The organism is Serratia sp. CY74737, from assembly GCF_052166775.1.
GTDB classification, from domain to species: Bacteria; Pseudomonadota; Gammaproteobacteria; order Enterobacterales; family Enterobacteriaceae; genus Serratia; species Serratia ureilytica.
The window spans coordinates 97,414-120,194 of record NZ_JBJNOF010000009.1; the positions used below are offsets into that span (position 1 = coordinate 97,414).

Sequence of the window (22,781 nt, forward strand, 5' to 3'; positions counted from 1 at the left end):
CCTCCTACCACATCATTGAGCAAGGAGTTCCCATGAGCAAAACCGTCGTAAAAATTGGCAGCTTCGAGGTCGATGACGCGCATCTTCACGCCACCGCCGACCGTGCAGGCACCCTGAGCATCCCCTGCAAGTCCGATCCGGATCTGTGCATGCAGCTCGACGGCTGGGATGAACACACCAGCATTCCGGCCATCCTCAACGGCAAGCAGTCGCTGCTGTACAAGCAACACTACGATCGACACACGGACGCCTGGGTGATGCGGGTGGCATGAAAATGCATCCAGTCGGCTGACGACGCGCTGCTTTCATCAGAAACAGCGCGTTTTTTTATGCGATGGCGATGCCGCGGCCGGCAAAGAAGTGGGCGAAGCGGTTGAGTGACAGCTGTACTCGCTCGCGCGTCGCCGGGCTGTCGCCCGAAGGATTATGGAAGGTCACGCTTTGCGCATCGGCGGCGGTGATCAACACCAGATGCCCGCCCCGCTGCGGCGGTATGCTCTCGGGCCGGCGAATGGCGGGATGCACCGAGGCGATAAAGTAGCGGCATTCATGAAGCAGCGCCGGCACATCGGCGGCCGCCAGCCCCACCTTCACCTCCGCCTGCAGCGCGAACTGCTCGCGCACGTACTCGACGAACGGCGCGTAAATCAGCCCTTTTATCCGCTCGTTCTCACGCACATAGGCGCCATAAGGCAGGCTGCGGCGCGCCAGTTCCAACAGCGGCGGCGCTTCGCCATCGCGGTGGCCCAGCACCATTTTCAGGCAGGCCATGCCGCACACGTGGTTGGCCCACTCGACGTACTCCGCCCGATCGCGGGCGCCGCTGCGCGCCCAATTCTCGTCTTGCGCCAGCGTCGCGCGGCCGGCGATCAGATCGGCGGCCATCTCCGGGCTCGCCCACTGGCACTCGTAGGGAACGGCGCGCATCAGTTTAGAACTTGTCGACGACTTTGAAATTCATCAGCACCAGCGTCATGTCCGGCGAGAACAGATCGTACTCTTCGAAGAAGCGTTGCAGCTCTTTGCGCCAATGCGCCAGCGAACGATCGCCCTCGCCTTCGGCAAAGGCGTGCGCTTCATCGACCTGATCGTACGTTTTCATTTCCACCGCGGTCAGCTCAACCGCGCAGACCGGCTCTCCCTTGCCGTCCACCACCAGGAACCGATCGCCGGCCTGTGGGATGCCCTCGCCGTCCAGGTTGGAGCAGGTCGCCGTTTTGGTGCCGTTCAAAATCAATTGCACCACTTCATCGGCCTGCTGTTCGGTATCGCCGAACGCCCAGCGCTCAAGGTGCTCGTATTTCTGTGGAATTGCCGTCGCCATGATTATACCTTTTGGAAAAATGCCTCAATGCAGACAGGATAGTACAACGTATTGGCGGCCGTCTGCATCCGTCACAAGCGCGACTGCGCGTTATGCCAGCGCCGTCTTTACGCGTTTTTACCGTTCTTCGCTGTGCCTTCAGCGCTACGGGGCGCATACTGTGAACATTATTCACTCAATGGCAACGCCAGGCGGCAACATGCGGCAAGACGATTTCGATGCTGACGATACCTTCAGCGATTTACTCAACAGCGTCGCGTTGGCGACGCTGTTGCTCATCGCCATCGCCGGCGGATGGTATTTCAGTTAAGAGAGGGCGACGTGGCGACAAAACGCATGGGCAACAAGCTCAGTAAAATGGTGGTGGTGCTGCTGCTGATCTGCCTGGCGTTGTTGCTGTTGCGTTGGGCAGCGATAGCGTTCGGTTAATCCCATAAAACGACGCCGGCCAACCGCCGGCGCCCTGCTCACCGCCGCGGCGCCGCGGTCGGCTCCAGTAACTCGCGCAAATAGGCCAGACGCGCTTCCCCCTGTGGCAACCAGCGACGGCACAGCCAATGTTGCGTTTCACCCGTGCGGCTGAGGCGGTAGTACTCCGCCAAGGTTTCGACCCAGTTCATGTTGTGATCTCCTGCTTTTCGACACCGCAAGTATTGAGCGCAAAAACCAGAAGAAATACTGATGGCTTGTTTTTTATGCTTCCTGTTTTTGGCCGTCGGTAGCGAAGCCGCAGTTCAACTGCTACATTGGGCGAAAATCAACCCACCGAGGTGTAGGCCATGACGTTCTCGGAACAGGAGATTAAACCCGTATGGGATGAAGTCGCGCGCCTGATCGGCGACAGCGTGATGCAGCTGCGCCATCGCGGCGAGGCGCTGTCGGTGGAAACGCTGGAGAAACATCTGGCGCGGCAGCTGGCCGAGAGCAACGACATCGAACGGCGTATCCTGCTCGGCGCCGCCATCAACATGCTGAAAGGCGGAAAATGAATCGCCAACCGAAAAGGTTGGCGATCCGACAGAAGCCCGAGGTATGCAAGCCCGGCCTTCTGCGCGCTACTATGTCACGCTAATATGACGTAATTAATAGGAATTGTCGGGTTTTTGCCCAAAACGCCCTATTTTTGTTGCCTGCATTACGCCAACACGAAATCGCCGGCATCCAGCGGCTGCCCCACCACTTTCACCAGGAAATCGTTGCCGTCAAAGGCGCCGCCCAGGTTGATCGCCACATCGCTGACGTGATTTTGCGCATCGTAGCTCAGCTTCGCCTCGCCCGCCTTGCCGCTGAACTGATCGACGAAGCGGATGCCGTCGGCGCTGCCGGTGTTGAACAGCGTCAGATCGATCTTGTCCTCGCCGCGCACGAAGTCGCGGATCCAATCCGGCGCCGCCGCCGTCGACTCATCCGCCGCGAAGTAGACGAAGGTGTCCTTGCCGGCGCCGCCCCACAGCTGATCCGCCCCTTTACCGCCGTACAACACATCATCGCCCGCGCCGCCCTTGAGCACGTTATCGGCGGCGTTCCCGACCAGCACATCGTTACCCGACCCGCCGATGGCGTTTTCAATCGTTACGCCCGCCGCGATCGACACGTTGCCTTTCAGGCCGCCGACGTCCGAGAACGCCTTTTCATTCAGGTTGATGCGCTGATTTTGGCCGAAGCCGGAGAAGTCGAAGGTGTCGTTGCCGCCGGCATCCCAGGCGGTGAAGATTATCTTGTCCTGCGCACCGGTGGCGGTGAGGAAGTCGCGATCGGTGTTGGAATTGAAACCGTAAACCGTGTCGCCGGTGCGGGTGTTCATGTTGGCGCCGTAGAAATGCTGGATCGCCGTGATGTCATTGAGCAACGGCCCGGAAGAGTACGCGCCTTTAAAGTCCTGCCCGGTGTTGCTTTCGCTGAAATAGCTCATCAGGCTGTGGGCGCGGCTGTCTTCGAAGTAGGTCGCGTCTTTAGCGTAGGTGATGCTGACGCCCGGCGCGGCGTTATAGTCGCCCGGGTGCTGCAACCCCAGCGCATGACCGATCTCATGGGTGAAGGTCTGGCGGCCGTACTCGTTTTCATGGATCTGGTTGTTGACGAAGGTGTGGTTCTTGGCGTTATACCAGGTTTGACCGGCGACCGAAGGCGATGAATCCGGGTTATACGCAAAGGCATAGGAGCCGCGCGAGCTGTAATCGAACAGACCGAATTTGATGTTGGCGGCGGCGGTGTTGCTGGTCTCGGTGAAGGTGATGTTGGCCACGTCGGACCATGACTGCAGCGACAGTTTGGCCTGCTCGCGCTGTTCCGCGTTAAAGCTGCTGAAGCCGCTGATGCTCATGCTCGACATATTGCCCGGCGCCTTTTCCCAGAAGCTGTAGGTCAGGGAGACCGGCTTTTCGGTCACGCCCTTGTCGTGCCAACTGCGATCGCCGCGCACCAGTTCCAGGCCGGCATTCTCGAACGTTTTCGACGGATGAAGCACGGTAATGGTGTCGTCTTCATCGGGTTTATAAGCGCCCAGCAGGGCTAATACGCCTTCGGCCTTAACGGAAGCATTGCTTGATGACATAACCTTATCTCCATATTCGTCAATTCAATCGGGGGGATGCCCCAACTGGCGGATTGCCTGAACGGCAGCGGCCCGGTGTTGAATCAATACGGGGATATCGGTAATGCGCTGGCGCCTTCCATCGGCACTCTGAATGAGAACGATAATCCCTTAAGAGAAGAGAATAGACACATTTTACCGAGAACAGATTTTTCTTATCAAAAGTGTGACAGGGATTTTCCGTCATATGAATGATTTTCAAGGTAATAATCAGCATTATTACGATGTCGAAAAAAGTATAAAAAAACCGGGGCAATCCAACCCCGGCTATCCATAACACACTCTGGACTCAGACTAACCAACCGAGCAACAGCGTCGCGCCAATGACCGTGGAAGCACCGCCGATGCGCGTAGCGATTTGGGCGAACGGCATCAGCCCCATGCGGTTGGACGCCGACAGGATCGCCACGTCGCCGGTGCCGCCCAGGCCGCTGTGACAGCAGGTGACGATCGCCGCTTCCACCGGGAACATCTTCAGGTAAGGCGCAATCAGGAAACTGACCAACCCCATCGACAGCACCACCGAGCCGCAGACCACCACATAGCCGACCGAGAACACCGCAACCACGCTTTCCAGCGGCACGTACAGCATGCCCAGACCGATCATCAGCGGCCACACCAACGCGGTGGAGACGAACTTATAGAAACTGTGCGCGCCGGTCTCCATCGAAGCCGGGATCACCCGGCAGTATTTGCACAGCACCGCGAACAGGATCATCAACACCGGGCCAGGGATATGCACGATATGCTCGAACAGGCCGCCGACGATAAAGAAGGCGCAGATCACCAGCAGCCCGCCGCCCATCAGTTGGAAATCGACGTTGCCGCTTTGTTCCTTGATGGCGAACATCGCGTTCTCCTGCGCCGAACGGATCAGCATGCCGTCGCCGCTCAGCGCCTTGCGCTGCATACCGATGCGCGCCAGCACCCCGGCGGTCACGATGGCGAAGATATTACCCAGCACCGCCGCCGGCGCCAGCTGCGCGACATAGACGTCCGGTGTCGATCCCAGGATCGCCGAATAGGCCAGCGACAGCGGTAAAATGCCCTCGCCGATGCCGCCGCCGATGATCGGCACGATGATAAAGAAGAAGGTGTGATAGAAGGTGAAGCCGAACAGTTTCCCCACCAGCAGCCCAGTGATCACCGCCGTGACCGTGCCCACCACCAGCGGCACGAACATGCGAATCATCCCCTGGATCAGGATCACCCGGTTCATGCCGAGAATGCTGCCGACCACCAGACTGGCGATGACGAAATAAAGCAGGTTGGCGTCTTTCATCAGCAGATGGACGGTGCCCATGACGTTGGGCTGGAACACGTTGAAGTAGACCAGCACCGATGGCACCATCAAACACAGAATGGCCGGCCCGCCGATATCGCGCAGCACCGGAATGCTTTTACCCAACTGCGCCAGCGCAAAGCCCAGCGTCATTATCACCGCCAGGCCGCCGATCATATTCTTCGGCAGGAAGTTGGCGTAGGCGGAAATCGCCACGATGGCGCAAATCGTGATAAACAACGCGATCGGCACCGCACCGATATCTATTTGACGAAGTTGATTAATTAATCCTGATGATTCGGACGATGCCGTATTTTTATCACAGGCTATTCCTGCATTTATCTGTTTCATTATTCACCCTGCTGACAAGCGTACAGTACGGTTAGATTCACCTGGCGCAACAATCCCGCTATAGCCAAGTGAAAACAACTAATTACAAAAATCCTATTGCGGATTTCGCTTTTTCTAATAAGAAATAAAACAGTAGACAGCACTGACAATATGATAAAAAATAAAAATGCAAAACTAAATTACGCTGAGGGAATTCAATATTGTGACCCTCCGCCAAGGTTGGTTTTAATTAATTATCGTCAGCATTTTGTAATTAAAGTAATCAGGCTTAAATTCGCTGCTATGCTATAGGAGGGCGAAAAAGCCCCCTGCTTTATTAATAAAGAACCGGAAACGCCATTAGCTGAATCCGGTCAGCTTGATCCGAACCTTAATCCTGCGCGCGGCACCGCACGGGAAAAAGGCATAATATGACTCATAAGGAAGTAGAATATGTCTTCACGCGCTGTTACCCCACAAACCCTCGCTCGCTACGGCATCCATCAGGCCGCCGACATCGTCTATAACCCCAGCTATGAATTGCTGTTCGCCGAAGAGACCCGCGCCGACCTGCCGCCGCTGGAACGCGGCACCCTCACCCAACTGGGTGCGGTCAACGTCGCGACCGGCGAATTTACCGGCCGTTCGCCGAAAGACAAATACATCGTGCGCGACGACACCACGCGCGACACCGTCTGGTGGTCCGACAACGGTACCGGCAAGAATGACAACCAGCCGCTGTTGCCGGAAGTCTGGCAGCATCTGAAGACGCTGGTGGGCAACCAGCTCTCCGGCAAGCGTCTGTTCGTGGTGGATGCCTTCTGCGGCGCCAACGCCGATACGCGCCTGAAGGTGCGCTTCATCACCGAGGTGGCCTGGCAGGCGCACTTCGTGAAAAACATGTTTATCCGCCCAAGCGACGCCGAGCTGGCGGACTTTGAGCCGGACTTCGTGGTGTTGAACGGCGCCAAATGCACCAACCCGGACTGGCAGCAGCAAGGGCTGCACTCGGAAAACTTCGTCGCTTTCAACCTGACCGAGCGCATGCAGCTGATCGGCGGCACCTGGTACGGCGGCGAGATGAAGAAAGGCCTGTTCTCGATCATGAACTATCTGCTGCCGCTGAAGGGCATCGCCTCGATGCACTGCTCGGCCAACGTCGGCGAGCAAGGCGACGTCGCGGTGTTCTTTGGCCTGTCCGGCACCGGCAAAACCACCCTCTCCACCGATCCGAAACGCCAGCTGATCGGCGATGACGAGCACGGCTGGGACGACGACGGCGTGTTCAACTTCGAAGGCGGCTGCTACGCCAAAACCATCAAGCTGTCGCCGCAGGCGGAGCCGGAAATCTATCAGGCGATCCGCCGCGATGCGCTGCTCGAAAACGTCACCGTGCGGGCCGACGGCAGCATCGACTTCGACGACGCCAGCAAAACCGAGAACACCCGCGTCTCTTACCCGATTTATCACATCGAGAACATCGTCAAACCGGTGTCCAAAGCCGGCCACGCGCGCAAGATCATCTTCCTGACCGCCGACGCCTTCGGCGTGCTGCCGCCGGTGTCGCGCCTGACGCCGGAGCAGACCCAATACCACTTCCTGTCCGGCTTCACCGCCAAGCTGGCCGGCACCGAGCGCGGCATCACCGCGCCGACGCCGACCTTCTCCGCCTGCTTCGGCGCCGCGTTCCTGACGCTGCACCCGACGCAATACGCTGAAGTGCTGGTGAAACGCATGGAGGCCGCCGGCGCCCAGGCTTACCTGGTCAACACCGGCTGGAACGGCAGCGGCAAGCGTATCTCGATCAAAGATACGCGCGGTATCATCGACGCCATCTTGAATGGCGACATTGAGCAGGCCGACACCTTCACGCTGCCGATCTTCGGGCTGGCAGTGCCGACCGCGCTGCCGGGCGTCGATCCGTCGATCCTCGATCCGCGCAAAACCTACGCCGACGAATCGCTGTGGCAGGAGAAAGCGCAGGATCTGGCGCAGCGCTTTATCGATAACTTCGCCAAATATACCGTCACCCAGGCGGGCGAAAAGCTGGTGAACGCCGGGCCGAAGCTGTAACGCAGACGTTTTGCATCCTGCTGTTTAAGGGCCGAACTTTCGGCCCTTTCTTGTTTTCATCCTTCCGCCAGCAAACCCGGCATCACCAGCGCCACCGCCGCCGCGATGCGCTCGTCGATCGCGCTGCCGGGCGGCAACAGCCCCAGCGTCATCTGCCGCAGCGGTTCGGCGATGGCCATCGCCAACAGCAGATCGCTGGTTTGTGCCCAGTCGCGCTCACGCAGCCACCCGCACTGCTGCTGGCGCCGCAGCCAGTTCGCCACCGTCGCCCGTCCGCGCTGAATGCCGTTGCGCTGATAGCTGTCCAGCAGCGCCTCGCGCCCCGGAAACTCGCTTTGCAGCAACCGAAACATCCCCACCGCTTCGGCGCTCAATACCTGCAGCGCCACCGCCTTCAGCCCTTTTTCCAACAGCGGCGCCACCGCCTCCCACCGCCCGGCATCCTGGGCGAAGGCCGGCTGAAACGCCTCGGTCCAGCCGCTCACCGCCTGCGCCACCAGTTCGTCGCGATTGGCCGCAAAGCGATACAGGGTTTTTTTAGCCACCCCGGCGCGTTTCGCCACCGCATCCACCGTTGCCGCGGCATAGCCGCCGTCGAGCAACAGCGCCAGCGTCGCCTGCGCCAGCGCGGCGCGCAGCGCCGTTTCCGGCGTGGCCGGCCGGCCGCGAGCACGCAGCGGTTCTTCATTCGGGTTCGCCATATTTATTCCTCACAAGCATTGACAGACTCAGCATAGCGGCATAGCTTTATTTTGGAAACACAATTCGTTTCCAAAATAAAACAGGAACCCATTATGACACATCCTTCCCTGCTGGCGCCGTGGGGCGTTAACGATATCAACGAGTTGCTCAAACCTGAACCGCTGCGGCTGGAGATGGGGCTGAGTCGCAGCGCCGACGGTTTGCTGACCGTCGCGGTCCGTACCGATCTGCACGGCTGCAAGGGGCGCATGCTGGACTGGTGGTTCACCTTCTTTGAGAACACGCAGCACATCAACTGGTGGCACCCGCACGATCACGTCGAACATCGCGGCTGGGACCGCCATTGGAAAAAAGGGGAAAGCTACGTCGGCGCCAGCATCGAAGCGGTCGAATGGCTGGCGGAGCTGCCGCCGGTCGCGGCGCGCCTCAAATTCCACGCCGCCGAGGACTTCTTCGCGCCGCAACCGCTGCGCCAGGCGCGTGACGCGCAGGCGCTCTCCGCCGCCGTGTGCGCGCGCATCGGCTTCGGCGACCAGGTGGCGTTGGATGACAACGGCGATCCCTGCGACGGCGAAATGCTGCATCTGGCGCGCGATACGCCCTACGGGTGCGTGCTGCGCAGCCGTTTCCTGCTGGGTAAAGCCTGCGCCAACGCCCACGACGAACTGTCGGACGACATCGGGTTTAACCTGATGCGCCACTGCTACAACGAGTTCAGCTATCTGGCGCAGTTCCTGCCGTCGCTGTACTACGCCGAAAACGGCCGCGAGCCGGCGCCGTTGCTCTGGTGAATCGCGCCTCACAGTTCCCGCTGAAATCAATTGATTGTTTTGTCGTATAAATTTAGAACTGACGAACAATAATTCAAATGTATGGGAACGGGGATGAATCAACAGACTCTCGACGCGCGCCGGTCGCGTCAGGCGTTGCTGGCCGGCTCGGTCGGCAACTTTATCGAATGGTACGAGTTCGGGGTGTACGGGTTCCTGGCCACCGTTATCGCCGCCAATTTTTTCACGCTGCAGGGTGAAAATGAAATCACCAGCCTGATCCTCACCTACGCCGCCTTCGCGCTGGCGTTTTTCTGCCGGCCGATCGGCGCGGTGATCTTCGGCCGCATCGGCGATCGCATCGGCCGTCGTCCGACGCTGATTGCGGTCCTGCTGCTGATGACGCTGGCGACGGCGTTGATCGGCGTCATGCCGACCTATGCCTCGATCGGCGTCGCCGCCCCGCTGCTGCTGACGCTGCTGCGTATGTTCCAGGGGCTGTTCGCCGGCGGCGAATTCGGCGGCGCCGTGTCGCTGATGACCGAGTTCGCCCCAAAGGGCAAGCGCGGGCTGTTCGGCGCCTGGCAATCGCTGACCGTCGCGCTCGGCCTGTTGGCCGGCGCCGGGCTGGTGGCGCTGCTGGCCGCGCTGCTGAGCGTGCAGCAGTTGCATGACTGGGGCTGGCGCATTCCCTTCCTGCTGGCGCTGCCGATGGGCGCCGTGGCGCTGTGGCTGCGGCTCAAGCTTGAGGAAACGCCGACGTTTACCCAGGCGCAGCAACATGCGGAACACGCTATCACCCCACCGGAAGCGAAGCTGGGCGGCGTGGTGAAAACCATTCTGATCGGCATCGGCCGCATGATGGGCTGGTCGGCCGCCGGCTATACCTTCCTGGTGGTGATGCCTTCCTATTTGCAAACCTCGCTGCACGCCACCTTCCAGCAAGCGCTGGTGGCGACGGTGCTGGCCAACGTCGGTTTCGCCCTGACCATCCTGCCGGCGGGCATCATCAGCGACAGGCTGGGACGAAAAACGGTGATGCTGACGGCGGTGGCGGCGGTGATCCTGTTCACCTTCCCGCTGCTGCACCTGTTGCAGGATGCGCAGAGCTCACTGTGGATCAAAGGGCTGGCAGTCATGATCGCCGGCGCCGTGGTCGGCCTGCTGGCTGGTCCCGGCCCGGCGATGCTGGCGGAGATGTTCCCGACCCGAGTGCGCTATACCGGCCTGGGGCTGGCTTACTCACTTTCCAATGCGGTGTTTTCCGGCTCGGCCGGATTGATTATCACCGGCCTCATCAAACAGACCGGCAATATCGACATTCCCGCCTACTATGTGGTCGCCACGTCGGTGGTCAGCCTGTTTGCGCTGATGACGCTGCGCCGCGACGATCATCTGCGCTCGCTGAACGAACGTTAATCCTCCGGGGGCGCATCGCCCCCATTCCAACTCGTGATAATGATCACAACGCAACAATGTTAACGTTAACTTTTGTGATTAACATCGCATGAGTGATAACTGACAGCTTCATCCATCCGCGAGTTAACGTTAACAATAGAGCTAACTTCACTCACCGGGGCCCTACCCATGAACCGCGAAACTAAAAAATATTACGTGCTGCTCAGCGGCCTGCTGTTCTTCTTTTTCTTCACCTGGTCTTCCAGCTTTTCGCTGATCTCGCTGTGGCTGAATCAAAAGATCGGGCTGAAAGGCGCCGAGACCGGCCTGATCTTCTCCGCCATCTCGCTGGTAGCGCTGTGCGCACAGCCGTTGTACGGCTTTATTCAGGACAAACTTGGGCTGCGCAAACACCTGCTGCAGTTTCTCGGCGTGATGCTGCTGCTGACCGGCCCGTTCTTTATCTACGTTTATGCCCCGCTGCTGGCGAGCAGCCTGCCGCTCGGCGCTTTGGTCGGCGGGGTGTTCATCGGCGCGACCTTCTTCGCCGGCATCGGCGCGCTGGAATCTTATACCGAGCGCGTCAGCCGCATCAGCGGTTTCGAGTTCGGCCGCGCCCGCATGTGGGGCTCGCTCGGCTGGGCCAGCGCCACCTTTGTGGCCGGTTTTATCTTCAATATCAACCCGAACATCAATTTCTGGCTGGCCTCCGCCGCCGCCGTGGTGTTCCTGTTGCTGCTCAGTCAGGTACGCGAGCTGAAGCCGAACGCCATGGCCGGCCTGGCGTTCGGCAAACCGGAGAACCTGCGGCTGCAGGACGCGCTGGCACTGCTGCGCATGCCGGGCTTCTGGGCGCTGGTGGTGTTTGTGCTGGGGATCAGCGTATACAACGTTTTCGATCAGCAATTTTCTGTCTACTTCGCTTCACAGTTCGCTTCTCGCGCACAGGGCAACGAGATGTACGGTTTTCTCAACTCGCTGCAGGTCTTCCTCGAAGCCGGCGGTATGTTTCTGGCTCCGCTGCTGGTGAACCGTATCGGCGCCAAGCAGGGGCTGTTGCTGGCGGGCAGCGTGATGGCGCTGCGCATGTTCGGTTCCGGGTTGGTCACCGGCGCCCTGATGATCTCCGCCATGAAACTGCTGCACGCCGTAGAGTTGCCAATCCTGCTGATCGCTATCTTCAAATACATCGCCAGCCGCTTCGACAGCCGACTCTCCTCCACGCTGTACCTGGTAGGCTTCCAGTTCATCACCCAGGTGATGGCCAGCTTCCTGTCGCCGCTGGCGGGCTACGGTTATGACCGCATCGGCTTTGCCGACACCTATCTGCTGATGGGCTGCGCGGTCGCCGCCACCACGCTTGTCTCCTGTTTCTTGCTGCGCGGCGAACGCTCCGCCACGGCAACGCCCTTTCCATCCGCCATTAAATCAAGTGAGTCTGTCCAATGAACACTGCTTTAGCTCAAGCCGACCATGCGGTCGAAGCCCTGCGCGCAGAGCGCCGAGACGATTATTATCCGCAGTTCCATCTCGCACCGGCCGCCGGCTGGATCAACGATCCCAACGGCCTGATCTGTATTGACGGCGTCTATCATGCGTTCTTCCAGCATCACCCCTATAGCGAACACTGGGGGCCCATGCACTGGGGGCACGCGACCAGCCGCGATCTGATACGCTGGCAGCACCAACCCATCGCCCTGGCGCCCGATGCGCCCTATGACAAAGACGGTTGTTTTTCCGGCTGCGCCGTGGATGACAACGGCGTGCTGACGCTGCTTTACACCGGCCACGTGTGGTTGGGCGAACCCGGTGACGACAGCCAGGTGCGGGAAGTGCAATGTCTGGCCACCAGCGAAGACGGCATACGCTTCGTCAAGCACGGGCCGGTACTGGCCCCGCCGGACGGCATTCAGCATTTTCGCGATCCGAAAGTCTGGCGCGAAAACGGCGAATGGTGGCTGGTGGTCGGCGCCAAAGAAAACGGCCTGGGCCAGGTGCGCCTGTACCGCTCTGCCGACCTGCGCGCCTGGCGCTTCGATCGGGTGCTGGCCGGCGCGCAAACGGCGCATCAGGGCTATATGTGGGAATGCCCGGATTTCTTTCCGCTGGGGGAGCAACACCTGCTGCTGTTTTCGCCGCAGGGGCTGGCGGCGCAGGGCTACCGCTACCGCAATCGCTTCCAGAGCGGCTATCTGCTCGGCCATTGGCGGCCGGACGGCGACTTTACGGTAACGCAGCCCTTCTGCGAGCTGGATGCCGGCCACGATTTCTATGCGCCGCAGACCTTCACCGCCGCCGACGGCCGTCGGCTGCTGTTTGCCTGGATGGATATGTGGGAATCACCGATGCCCAGCAAAGCGCACCGCTGGGCCGGCGCCCTCACCCTGCCACGCGAGCTGACGCTGGCCGCCGACGGCAGCGTCCGCATGAATCCGGCTCGTGAACTGGCGGCGTTGCGCCGAGGATCGCAGACGTTGTCGGCGCAGACGCTGACCAATCAGCATCTGCCGCTGACGAACGATATGCAGGAGCTCATCATGACGTTGAGACCGGCCGACAGCGACGCCGAGCGGTACGGGCTGGCCATTGGGAGTGCGGCGCGGCTGTTCGTCGACAATCAGTCACACCGATTGGTGCTGGAGCGTTTTAATGAACACCCGGCGCTGTGCACCTGCCGCAGTGTGCCGCTGCCGGAGGGTGACATTCTGTCGCTGCGGATCTTTATCGATCGCTCCTCGCTGGAGATCTTCGTTAATCAGGGGCAGGCCTGCCTGACCAGCCGCATCTATCCGACGGCGGGCGATCGCCGCCTCAGCCTGTTCGCCGAAGGCGGCCAGGCGCTGTTCGAGCCCATCACGGGATGGCAGTTGGCAAGCATCTGGGGGTAATGGGAATGAGCACCGGGCGCGCAGCGACGCCCCCGGTGCGTTTACAGCGAACCACGTTCCAGCAGCGGGCAAGGCACTTTCACCGTATCACGCTGTTCCCGCCGCTCAATCACATGCAGCGCCGCAAGACGACCCAGTTCATAATGCGGCAGCTGCACCGTCGTCAATGCCGGCAGGAACAGCTCGCCGGTGCCGACCATATTGTCGTAGCCCAGCACCGCCACCTGCTGCGGTATCCGCCATCCTTGCGCCAGCAATACCTGATACGCCAGAAACGCTATCCGATCGTTCCCACACACCACGACATCGCAATCGCGCCGGCCGGCGGAAAAATGCCGCTCCAGCAACGCTACGCAGTCGCGATAGCTTTGATCGCCGGCGCTCAGATCGAGATGATACTGCCGCAGCTGTTCAACATCGCGCCCCGCTTCGCGCCAGGCGCGTTCCAGACCGCGGCGGCGCAGCCCCGCCGCCAGCGTATCCGCCGGTAAATGAATGCACAAAGGCGCGCGATAGCCTTTGGCGATCAGCGTGCGCGTCGCGTCATACTGCCCTTGCTCATCATCAGGAATGTAGCTGGCGATCGAATGCGCCGGGCTGACGCAGTTGGCCAACACCAGCTTTTTGTCCAGCAGTTTGGCCGGCAGCGTCACCTCACGCAGCCCCATCGTGGTGAAGATCACCCCATCCGGCCGATGTGCCAGCAGCAGATCGACGGTCTGTTCGGCGTTGTCGTCGGCGAACAGGTTGACGACGAAGCTGTTCCAGCCGCGCTCGCGCGCGGTTTTCTCAATCGACAGGATCATTTCCACCGAGAACGGCGTCGTGGCGGTATCCAGCGCCAGCACGCCGAGCGTCTGCACGCGATTTCCGTCACCGCGAATACGCCGCGCCGACAGATCCGGCACATAGTCCAACCGATCGATAGCCTGTTTGACGCGCCGATAGGTTTCCGGCCGCAGCTTGCCGGGCTCATTGATGGCGCGGGACACCGTCATCAACGAGACTCCGGCAAGTTTTGCGACGTCTTTCAGCGAAGCCATGCGCCCTTCTTTATGATTAATGGGTAAAAGTGAATAATCCCATAACCGGGCGCAGGACTCTACTCTGCGTTAACGGGGTGTGATGTCCGCCCACAGGATAGCGCTGCCGGCCCTTAACGGCGCCACGTCGCCCCCCGCCGCCGATGCCGTCCACCAGACGCCCTCGCGCGCGCTCAGTTCGCCGCCCCCCGGCAGCGACCAGAGCCCGCTCAGCACATACAGCACCCCCGCCCGCCCCGGCGGCAAGGTTAGCGGCTCGGCGCTGCGTTGCACCTGCGCCGCTAGCCGGCCGCGGCGCGTCATGATGTTGAAATCCTGACTGGCGCCGCCCAGCAGCGTCGCTTCCAGCGCCACGTCGCCGGAAAAGGCGAACGGCTCCCCGATACGCGCCAACTGATGGTCGATATGCCCGGCGCTGAACAGCCGCACGCCGTCGCCTTCCAGCAGCGTGATCGAACGGTCAATGCCCGCAAAGGCGGAAAACGGCCCGTCCTGCGCGATGGTGGCGATGCTGGCGCGCCAGTCGAAATCCGGCTCGCCCGGCGGCCAACTGACGATTTCACGGGTTTCCCCGCCGCCGTTGCGCCACGGGCTGACCGGCAGCCCAGCGAAATTAAAACGGGTCAGGCTCATCACGCCTCCTGCTGAAAGGTTTTCAGCACCTGCAGGAACTCGGCGCTGCTCTGCTGCTGCAGCGCGTGCCGCCCCTGCTCGATCACCTGTCGGCCGCCGACGAACACGTCGCGAATTTGCTCTTTGCCGCCGGCGAACAGCCAGCGGTTGAGGATCGAGGCATCCGGCGCCGCCGCCAAATACGGATCGTCGCCGTCCAGCACCAGCCAGTCGGCGCGATAGCCGCTCTGCAAGCGGCCGATCGGCGCGCCACACGCCTGCGCGCCGCCTTGCAGCGCCTGGTGATACAGCACATCGCCCACCGCCGATTGCTGCGGTGTCGTCAGGCGATTGCGGCGCTGATCGCGCAGCCGCTGCCCATATTCAAACCAACGCAGCTCTTCCACCACGTTGAGCGAAACGTGGCTGTCGGAGCCGATGCCCCAACGCCCCTGCTGCTGCAGATAGGCGTCGCCGGGGAAAATGCCGTCGCCGAGGTTGGCTTCGGTGGTCGGGCACAGGCCGGCCACCGCGCGACTGCGCGCCAGCGCTTCCAGCTCATCGCGATCCAGATGGGTGGCGTGCACCAGGCACCAGCGCTGATCCACCGGCAGATGGTCATACAGCCAGGCCACCGGTCGCTGCCCGCTCCACGCCAGGCAGTCGTTCACCTCTTTTTGCTGCTCGGCGATATGAATATGCACCGGCAAGGTGCGATCCGACGCGGCCAAAATCTGTTGCATCTGGCCAAGTTCCACCGCGCGCAGCGAATGGAAACACAGACCGTGATTCTGCAACGGGCGATCCGCCAGTTGGCGAGCAATCACCTGCTGCTGTTGCAGATAGCTTTCGGTGTCCTGGATAAACCGTTTCTGCCCCGGCTGGGCCGGCTGGGCGCCGAAACCGGCGTAGCTGTACAGTACCGGCAGCATCGTCATGCCGATGCCGGCCTGATGCGCGGCCGCGCTGAGGCGGCCGGTCATTTCACCACGATCGGCGTAAGGCTTGCCGTCGGCGTCGTGATGCAGGTAGTGGAATTCGGCCACCTGGGTATATCCGCCCTTGAGCATTTCGATATACAGTTGACGGGCGACCACCTCCACCTGCTCCGGCGTCAGGCGCTGCACCAGGCGGTACATTAGATCGCGCCAGGTCCAGAAGCTGTCCTGCGGGTTGCCCGCCACTTCCGCCAACCCGGCCATCGCGCGCTGAAAGGCGTGGGAGTGCAGGTTCGGCATGCCCGGCACCGCATCGCCGTGCAGCCGGGTGCAGCCTTGCGGTTCAGCGTTGGCGGTAACTTGAGTCAGATAACCTTGCGCATCGACGTCCAGCCGGACGTTATGCGCCCAGCCCTCAGGGAGCAAAGCGCGTGGGGCAAAATAAGCAGGCATGGCAGTATTCCACGGTTAATGTAACGGCGAATAAGGCGCGGCGATGGCGCGTCTTCAGGAATTTTTGGCGGTCGCCAGCAAGTTTCTGGCGCGACGGCCACTAGTTGTATATACATATACATACGCCGACATCAACAGTAAACTGGTGTTATTATTTTTTTATTTGACGAGGTTAACGTCGTGGCTGAACAACAGACCGTGTTACAACTGGCGGCTGCAATGAGCGATGCCCCCGCCCCGATCTACCAACGGGTCAAACAGGCGATCGTGAATCAAATCCGTGCGGGGCACTGGCAACCGCACCAGCGCGTGCCCTCCGAAAGTGAACTGGTGGCGGAACTGGGCGTCAGCCGCATGACCATCAACCGCGCGCTGCGCGAGCTGACCAGCGAAGGTTTTCTGATCCGCATGCAGGGCGTCGGCACCTTCGTCGCCGAAGCCAAGGCGCACACCGCGCTGCTGGAAGTGCACAACATCGCCGATGAGATCGCCGCGCGCGGTCATCGCCACAGCAGCAAAATCCTCGAGCTGAAGGCCCGCCCGGCCAGCGAGGAAGAGGCGGCGGCGCTCGGCATTCAGCCCGGCCAACGGCTGTTCTATTCGCAGATCGTGCATTACGAAAACGACGTGCCGGTGCAGGTGGAAGACCGCTGCGTCAATCCGCTGGTGGCGCCGGATTACCTGAAGCAGGATTTCGACCGCGTCACGCCCTACACCTATCTGACGCAGGCCGCGCCGCTGACCGCCGGCGAACACATCGTCGAAGCGGTGATCCCGACCCGGCGCGAACGCGAGCTGCTGCAGCTGGAGGACCACGAACCCGGCCTGCTGATCCACCGTCGCACCTGGTCCGGCAAAACCGTGGTGACCTCGGCCCGGCTGCTGTACCCCGGCAGCCGTTACCAGCTGTTCGGCCGCTTCACCAGCGAAGTCTGATCCCCGGCGGGCGCACCCTGCGCCCGCATCTCCGCGGTCGATCACATCCTGATAACAAAATCTCTCCCGCCTCTTGTGACATCCCGATGAATGCGTTAGGTTGTTTTTAATTGTATATACAACCATGTGGGAGCTGTGGCTCCGGCGGAGGAAAGCAATGACGTCTGAAATTCACTGTGACAGCCTGTGGCACGGCGCCGATATCGTCACCATGCGCGACGGCAAATATCACACCCTGACCGATGGCGCCATCGCCGTACGCGACGGCAAGATCGTCTGGATTGGCGAACATGCGGCGCTGCCGCCCGGCCTGATGGCGGACGAAACGGTGAAATTCGACGGCGGCATCATCACCCCCGGCTTTGTTGATTGCCACACGCACCTGGTGTTCGGCGGCAACCGCAGCGGCGAATTCGAACAGCGGCTGAACGGCGTAAGCTACGCCGACATCGCCGCGCAGGGCGGCGGCATCATCTCCACCGTGAAAGCCACCCGCGAGGCCGACGAAGCGCTGCTGCTGGAACAAGCGCTGTTCCGCCTGCGGCCGCTGCTGGCGGAAGGCGTCACCTGCGTGGAAATCAAATCCGGCTACGGTCTCAGCCCGGAAAGCGAGCTGAAAATGCTGCGGGTGGCGCGCAAACTGGGCGAGCTGCTGCCGGTCGAGGTGAAAACCACCTGTCTGGCGGCCCATGCGCTGCCGCCGGAATACGCCAACCGCGCCGACGACTACATCAATCTGGTCTGCAATACCATCATCCCGCAGGCCGCCGCCGCCGGCCTGGCGGATGCGGTTGACGCCTTCTGCGAACATCTGGCGTTCTCGCCGGCGCAGGTGGAGCGAGTCTTCGCCGCCGCCGAAGCCGCCGGTCTGCCGGTCAAACTGCACGCCGAACAGCTCTCCGCCCTCGGCGGCAGCACGCTGGCGGCGCGCCATCACGCGCTCTCCGCCGACCATCTCGAATACGCCACCGAACAAGATGCCCGCGCCATGGGCGACGCCGGCACCGTGGCGGTGCTGCTGCCGGGCGCCTACTACCTGCTGCGTGAAACCCAATGCCCGCCGGTAGAGCTGTTCCGCAAACACAACGTGGCAATGGCGATCGCCAGCGACGCCAATCCCGGCACGTCGCCGGCGCTGTCGCTGCGCCTGATGATCAACATGGCCTGCACGCTGTTCCGCCTGACGCCGGAAGAAGCGCTGGCGGGCGTCACGACCCACGCCGCCAAAGCGTTGGGGCTGCAACACAGCCACGGCACGCTGGAAACCGGCAAGGTGGCGGATTTTGTTCACTGGCCGCTGTCGCGGCCGGCGGAACTGGCTTATTGGTTGGGCGGCCAGCTGCCCTGTACGGTGATTTTCCGAGGAGAAGTACGTCAATGACCATTCGCGATCCTTTTAGCTTCCAGATCGGCAGCCTGCCGCTGCTGATCAGCATCCCACACGCCGGCACGCAACTGACGCCGGCGGTCGAGGCCGGGCTGACCGACGATGCCCGCCCGCTGCCCGATACCGACTGGCATATCCCGCAGCTGTACGACTTCGCCCGGGCGATGGGCGCCAGCGTACTGGTCGGCAACTATTCGCGCTTCGTCATCGATCTGAACCGCCCGGCGGACGACAAACCGCTGTACACCACCGCCACCACCGGTCTGTATCCCGATGTGCTGTTCGACGGCCGCCCAAGCTTCCTGCCGGGCAAAACGCCGACGGACACAGAACGCGCCGGCTATCTGCAGCAAATTTGGCAACCTTATCATCAGCAGCTGCAGAACGAGCTGGCGCGCCTCAAAGCGCGGCACGGCTATGCGTTGCTGTTCGACGCGCACTCCATCGCCTCGGTGATCCCGCGGCTGTTCGACGGCAAACTGCCGGATCTCAACCTCGGCACCAACGGCGGCGAAAGCTGCGCCCAGGCGCTGAGCGATCGGCTGGTCGCCTGCTGCGAGCAGCAACAGCAGTACACCCACGTGCTGAATGGCCGCTTCAAGGGCGGTTATATCACCCGCGCCTATGGTCAACCGCAGCAGCAACAGCATGCGATCCAGCTCGAACTGGCGCAGGTCAACTACATGTCCGAACAGTATCCTTTTGCGTTCGAGCCCCAGCGCGCCGCCTCGCTGCAGCGCCTGCTCAAGCAGATAATTGAAAGCCTGTTGGACGGTGCCGCCAGACTGAATTGATCCCCCTTTACAGGCGCCGCCGGGCGCCTGTTTTTCTCCTGCCTCTAACCGCAACGCCAGCAGCAATCTGCGCGCTATATCAAAGTTTCGCGTGATTCCCCGCTAGCTGGTCTAAACAGCGCACAAAACGGCGGCCGACGAAAAACGCACTGCGCCACAATCAGCCCAAAAGCCCGCGCTCAGCGCCGGGCGGCGTGTGGCCGAGCTGGCCCGTTTCGAATACTCTCTGGAGGCCCTATGTCTGTAACACCGTTAAACTGGCGCGCTGCCGGCGCCTTGGCCGAACAACTGCTGGCCGGCTGGCAACGGCATGGCGAACCCGGCGGCGCCATCACCCTGTTTGACGCCCAACAACGCCGCGCCACCGCCTGCGCCGGCCTGGCCGATCTGGCGCAGAACACCCCCTTCACCGCCGACAGCGTGGTGCGTTATGCCTCAGTGACCAAGCATATCTTCGCCGCGCTGGCGCTGAACGCCACCGAGCGCGCCATTCGGCTGGAGCAACGCCTGGGTGAACTGCTCCCCGCCCTACAGCCCGCGTTGGCGGACGTTACCGTCGGCCAGGCGCTGGACATGACCGGCGGCCTGCCCGACGTGCGCGAGACGCTCGGCCTGCTGGGCATCTCGCTGCACGCCGTCAGCGAGGCGCAGCCGGTGATGCAGTTCGTCGAGGGGCTGGAGAAATTGAACTACGAAGCCGGCAGCGAGATCGCCTACAGCAATACCGGCTATCGGCTGCTGGAGGCCGCGCTGCGCAGCAAAGGGTATGATTTCGACCAGTTGGTGCAACGGCATATCGCCCAGCCGCTGCAGGTGCAGATGCGGGCGCCGGAAAGCTGGTTCGACGTAGTGCCGGGGTTGGTGCCGGGTTACTGGCGGGCGCCGCAGGGCTGGCAACACGCCAGCGCCGGTCTGCACCTTTCCGCCTCCGGCAGCCTGACTGGCAGCCTCAACGCCCTCACCCGCTGGCTGCAAACGCTGCTGGCCGACCAGGGCCCCGGCCAGGGCGTGCTGGCGCAGCTCAGCGCGCCGCGCCGCCTCAATCAGGGCCAACTCAGCGCCTATGGCCTGGGGCTGGCGCGCACGCCGCTGGGCCGCCGCAGCCTGCTGGGCCACGGCGGCTCCCATGCCGGTTACAAAACCTATTTCCTGCTGGCGCCCGACCGTCAGGCCGGCGTCGCGCTGGTGGCCAACCGCGAAGACTGCGACAGTTTCGGCATGGCCTTGCAGGTGATGGCGACGCTGCTGGGCGAACCGCTGCCGCAGCGCAGCGCGGCGATCCCCGACGGCCTCTACGCCACGCTGGCGGAGCCGCACTGGCTGGAAGTCAAAAACGGTAACCTGGCCTATCTGGGCAGCGATGAACCGCTGTATCAAGGGGAGGACGGGTACGCGGTGTCGCTATCCGCTCATATGCCCATCAGGCTGAAGTGGACCGGCGAAGCAGTAGAGGGCGAGGTTGGACACGTGGCGCGCCGTTTCCTGCCGGTCACGGCCAACGGCGACTGCCTGAAGCATGTGCAGGGGCTGTGGTACCACCCGCACTATCGCACCGCCTTTGAAATTCGCGGCAATCGGGTGCATATCGGCGTCGGCCCGGCGGCGCAGACCGGCACGCTCAGCCCGCTGGGCCAGGGCCGCATGCTGGTGGAGTGCCAGGACGGCCCGTGGTTGAAACGCTTTTGCCTCTATTTCCGCGGTTACAACGTGGATCTCATCGCCAACCGCAGCCGGATGCTGACCTTCCGCCGCAGCACCGTCGGCCGCGACTGACGATCAGCGCGCGCTGTCGGTTTTGACCGCCAGCAGCGCATCCGCCAGCCGCCGTTTGTCGGCGGCGCTGAGATTCACCTGTTCCACGGACGCCATAAACGCCGCCCGATCCGCCGCGTCGAGCGGGCCGGCGCGCAGCCGCGCCGCCAAACGCTGCAGTATCCGGCTGCTCAATTGCCCGATCTGCACCCGCACCTGCGCCAGCGGGCGCGGCTGCCAATCGCTTTCCGGGCTCGCCAACCAGTCGGCGCGATAGCGGTACTGAATCGCCTTGGCGGCGTCCATCTGCGCGGTGATAAAAGGCCGTACCGACGCCGGCTCCAGCCCCAAACGCCCCGCTTCCGCCTGCGCGTTGGCCAACACCTTCGCCTCCTGCGCCAGATCTTCGATCGGCAAATGCTGCTGCGCCTTGTAACCGGCCACGTCTTTCATCAACGACAGCCGTTGGTTCACCAGCTCGCCGATAGCGGCGCCGCCGTCCGCCAACGCCGGAAAACTGGTCAGGCAACACGCTATCAATAACGCCCTGAACATGGCGCCTCCCTTATGATGCAGTGAAAAGGTCAGGCGCCAAGTTCACCACGTCAGCCCCGCGCCGGCAAATAAAAAAGGCCCCGCCGCAGCGAGGCCCGATGAGACCCAACCGGCGTTAGTTGAACACGCCGTTGATGACGGAAGCCACAATCGCGGTGCTGAGCGCGACCAGCACCAGATCGTCGCCGGCGATGCGCCATTCATAACCCGGATACTGCGGCAGTTCACGCAGCATCGAAGACGGCACCATTTTTTTGGCGATGCCCGGCGGCAGCGGTTTGCCGCGCGCCAGATTCTTGGCGATGCCCGGCGGCAACGAGCGGTAGCCGGTCAGCCCGTAGGTGTGCGCCAGCGAACGGGCGCGGTCACGCGAGAGGCTGACGGAAACCAGATTATCGTCGTTTCTATAGTCTCTATAGTCGCCTTTATCTTTGTTGCCTTTGTTGCCGTGATTGCCGTTGTTGCCGTGGTTACCGTTATTGCCATGATTGCCGCTGTTGCCATGCCCGTTGCCGTTACCATTACCGCCTTTGTCGGCCATGGCCGGGGCGGATGACAACCCCAGCGATGCAATCAGTGCCAACACCGTGAGAGTCGTACGACGTTTGTTCATGTTGTGTATTCCTGCGTGGGGGACTCTGTTTACTATAGTTGGCCTTTTCCGGATAAAGTATAAGGAAAACTCCGAGATGACAGTGCGGTTTTACGGCATTCGCGCCACTCTCTTGTTTTAACGCAAAACGCCTCGAGAATTCCGAAATCTACCCCCGATTTTTCTTGAAGAAAAATAAGCCTTCCGCTAGCGTGGGACGGTAACAAAAAAGAGTTAGCGTGCTCTTTTTCGTCGCACCTCAAATCTTATTCTTATCATCCAGAATGATAATATCGAACACTTCCCGCCTTTCCGTGCGGGATTCTTTTTCCCACCGGCGTCGCCCCTATTTGGTGCTT

At 61.6% G+C, this 22,781-nt stretch carries 23 protein-coding genes; 12 read left to right on the forward strand and 11 right to left on the reverse strand.

The window, feature by feature from the left end:
* Window positions 1-32 precede the first annotated feature (32 nt).
* On the forward strand, window positions 33-272 hold the full coding sequence (locus ACJ8PE_RS14695) for a YebV family protein (protein ID WP_033642836.1): 240 nt from the start codon (window positions 33-35) through the stop codon (window positions 270-272).
* Window positions 273-327: 55 nt separating this feature from the next.
* Here ACJ8PE_RS14695 and ACJ8PE_RS14700 read toward each other — a convergent pair whose 3' ends face one another.
* Together ACJ8PE_RS14700 and ACJ8PE_RS14705 are read right to left on the reverse strand one after the other, a co-directional pair.
* Window positions 328-927: a C39 family peptidase gene (locus tag ACJ8PE_RS14700; protein WP_046686935.1), complete on the reverse strand. Its 600-nt coding sequence runs from the start codon at window positions 925-927 to the stop codon at window positions 328-330.
* 4 nt (window positions 928-931) lie between these two features.
* Complete coding sequence (locus ACJ8PE_RS14705; RefSeq protein WP_033638276.1) at window positions 932-1,324, reverse strand: ASCH domain-containing protein; 393 nt, start codon at window positions 1,322-1,324, stop codon at window positions 932-934.
* Window positions 1,325-1,660: 336 nt separating this feature from the next.
* Here ACJ8PE_RS14705 and yniD point away from each other — a divergent pair, with 336 nt between their 5' ends.
* Window positions 1,661-1,753: a small membrane protein YniD gene (gene yniD, locus ACJ8PE_RS14710; RefSeq protein ID WP_016928013.1), complete on the forward strand. Its 93-nt coding sequence runs from the start codon at window positions 1,661-1,663 to the stop codon at window positions 1,751-1,753.
* A gap of 38 nt (window positions 1,754-1,791) precedes the next feature.
* Here yniD and ACJ8PE_RS14715 read toward each other — a convergent pair whose 3' ends face one another.
* Complete coding sequence (locus ACJ8PE_RS14715) at window positions 1,792-1,944, reverse strand: hypothetical protein (protein ID WP_162837208.1); 153 nt, start codon at window positions 1,942-1,944, stop codon at window positions 1,792-1,794.
* 159 nt (window positions 1,945-2,103) lie between these two features.
* Between ACJ8PE_RS14715 and ACJ8PE_RS14720 the strand changes: the two genes are divergently transcribed.
* On the forward strand, window positions 2,104-2,313 hold the full coding sequence (locus ACJ8PE_RS14720) for a hypothetical protein (RefSeq protein ID WP_033642834.1): 210 nt from the start codon (window positions 2,104-2,106) through the stop codon (window positions 2,311-2,313).
* 146 nt (window positions 2,314-2,459) lie between these two features.
* On the opposite strand, the gene ACJ8PE_RS14725 is transcribed toward ACJ8PE_RS14720, so the two are convergent.
* Window positions 2,460-3,878 (reverse strand): serralysin family metalloprotease, encoded by a 1,419-nt coding sequence (locus tag ACJ8PE_RS14725; RefSeq protein WP_033652108.1) that lies wholly within the window; start codon window positions 3,876-3,878, stop codon window positions 2,460-2,462.
* 328 nt (window positions 3,879-4,206) lie between these two features.
* Window positions 4,207-5,550 (reverse strand): 2-hydroxycarboxylate transporter family protein, encoded by a 1,344-nt coding sequence (locus ACJ8PE_RS14730; protein WP_442536798.1) that lies wholly within the window; start codon window positions 5,548-5,550, stop codon window positions 4,207-4,209.
* Between the two features lie 432 nt (window positions 5,551-5,982).
* Between ACJ8PE_RS14730 and pckA the strand changes: the two genes are divergently transcribed.
* The gene (pckA, locus tag ACJ8PE_RS14735) at window positions 5,983-7,602 is read left to right on the forward strand and encodes a phosphoenolpyruvate carboxykinase (ATP) (protein ID WP_442536799.1); all 1,620 of its coding nucleotides are present in this window, start codon (window positions 5,983-5,985) and stop codon (window positions 7,600-7,602) included.
* Window positions 7,603-7,658: 56 nt separating this feature from the next.
* Here the strand turns inward: pckA and ACJ8PE_RS14740 are convergent, their stop codons facing one another.
* Window positions 7,659-8,303 (reverse strand): TetR/AcrR family transcriptional regulator, encoded by a 645-nt coding sequence (locus ACJ8PE_RS14740; RefSeq protein WP_197760006.1) that lies wholly within the window; start codon window positions 8,301-8,303, stop codon window positions 7,659-7,661.
* 93 nt (window positions 8,304-8,396) lie between these two features.
* On the opposite strand from ACJ8PE_RS14740, the gene ACJ8PE_RS14745 reads away from it, so the two are divergent.
* The 4 genes from ACJ8PE_RS14745 to ACJ8PE_RS14760 all read left to right on the forward strand — a co-directional run bounded on the left by ACJ8PE_RS14745 (window position 8,397) and on the right by ACJ8PE_RS14760 (window position 13,360).
* Entirely contained in the window at window positions 8,397-9,095 is a 699-nt protein-coding gene (locus ACJ8PE_RS14745; protein WP_025302572.1) for a DAPG hydrolase family protein, read from the forward strand.
* Between the two features lie 93 nt (window positions 9,096-9,188).
* The gene (locus tag ACJ8PE_RS14750) at window positions 9,189-10,493 is read left to right on the forward strand and encodes an MFS transporter (protein WP_197760005.1); all 1,305 of its coding nucleotides are present in this window, start codon (window positions 9,189-9,191) and stop codon (window positions 10,491-10,493) included.
* Between the two features lie 168 nt (window positions 10,494-10,661).
* On the forward strand, window positions 10,662-11,921 hold the full coding sequence (locus tag ACJ8PE_RS14755; RefSeq protein ID WP_047576088.1) for an MFS transporter: 1,260 nt from the start codon (window positions 10,662-10,664) through the stop codon (window positions 11,919-11,921).
* Entirely contained in the window at window positions 11,918-13,360 is a 1,443-nt protein-coding gene (locus ACJ8PE_RS14760; RefSeq protein WP_404768945.1) for a glycoside hydrolase family 32 protein, read from the forward strand. Before ACJ8PE_RS14755 ends, ACJ8PE_RS14760 begins: the two co-directional genes overlap by 4 nt.
* Before the next feature lie 41 nt (window positions 13,361-13,401).
* Here the strand turns inward: ACJ8PE_RS14760 and ACJ8PE_RS14765 are convergent, their stop codons facing one another.
* From ACJ8PE_RS14765 to ACJ8PE_RS14775, 3 genes are all read right to left on the reverse strand, one after another.
* The gene (locus tag ACJ8PE_RS14765) at window positions 13,402-14,403 is read right to left on the reverse strand and encodes a LacI family DNA-binding transcriptional regulator (protein WP_164057542.1); all 1,002 of its coding nucleotides are present in this window, start codon (window positions 14,401-14,403) and stop codon (window positions 13,402-13,404) included.
* A 69-nt stretch (window positions 14,404-14,472) separates the two neighbouring features.
* Window positions 14,473-15,036 carry a HutD/Ves family protein gene (locus ACJ8PE_RS14770; RefSeq protein ID WP_033652099.1) on the reverse strand — a complete coding sequence of 188 codons (564 nt, stop codon included), beginning with the start codon at window positions 15,034-15,036 and terminating at the stop codon, window positions 14,473-14,475.
* Entirely contained in the window at window positions 15,036-16,406 is a 1,371-nt protein-coding gene (locus ACJ8PE_RS14775) for a formimidoylglutamate deiminase (RefSeq protein WP_164119725.1), read from the reverse strand. The genes ACJ8PE_RS14770 and ACJ8PE_RS14775 overlap by 1 nt, the downstream gene beginning before the upstream one ends.
* Window positions 16,407-16,586: 180 nt before the next feature.
* On the opposite strand from ACJ8PE_RS14775, the gene hutC reads away from it, so the two are divergent.
* The 4 genes from hutC to ACJ8PE_RS14795 all read left to right on the forward strand — a co-directional run bounded on the left by hutC (window position 16,587) and on the right by ACJ8PE_RS14795 (window position 21,296).
* A complete protein-coding gene (gene hutC, locus ACJ8PE_RS14780; protein ID WP_033652097.1) occupies window positions 16,587-17,342 on the forward strand; it encodes a histidine utilization repressor in 756 nt (251 codons plus the stop codon).
* A 157-nt stretch (window positions 17,343-17,499) separates the two neighbouring features.
* Window positions 17,500-18,723: an imidazolonepropionase gene (gene hutI / locus ACJ8PE_RS14785; protein ID WP_404768946.1), complete on the forward strand. Its 1,224-nt coding sequence runs from the start codon at window positions 17,500-17,502 to the stop codon at window positions 18,721-18,723.
* Window positions 18,720-19,523: an N-formylglutamate deformylase gene (hutG, locus tag ACJ8PE_RS14790; RefSeq protein WP_197759999.1), complete on the forward strand. Its 804-nt coding sequence runs from the start codon at window positions 18,720-18,722 to the stop codon at window positions 19,521-19,523. Before hutI ends, hutG begins: the two co-directional genes overlap by 4 nt.
* Before the next feature lie 237 nt (window positions 19,524-19,760).
* Window positions 19,761-21,296, forward strand: coding sequence for a serine hydrolase domain-containing protein (locus ACJ8PE_RS14795; protein WP_197759998.1), 1,536 nt, complete (start codon window positions 19,761-19,763; stop codon window positions 21,294-21,296).
* A 3-nt stretch (window positions 21,297-21,299) separates the two neighbouring features.
* Here the strand turns inward: ACJ8PE_RS14795 and ACJ8PE_RS14800 are convergent, their stop codons facing one another.
* Window positions 21,300-21,830, reverse strand: a complete 531-nt coding sequence (locus tag ACJ8PE_RS14800; protein WP_047576102.1) for a chorismate mutase — start codon at window positions 21,828-21,830, stop codon at window positions 21,300-21,302.
* Window positions 21,831-21,945: 115 nt separating this feature from the next.
* Complete coding sequence (locus ACJ8PE_RS14805) at window positions 21,946-22,443, reverse strand: anti-virulence regulator CigR family protein (protein WP_197759997.1); 498 nt, start codon at window positions 22,441-22,443, stop codon at window positions 21,946-21,948.
* Window positions 22,444-22,781 lie beyond the last annotated feature (338 nt).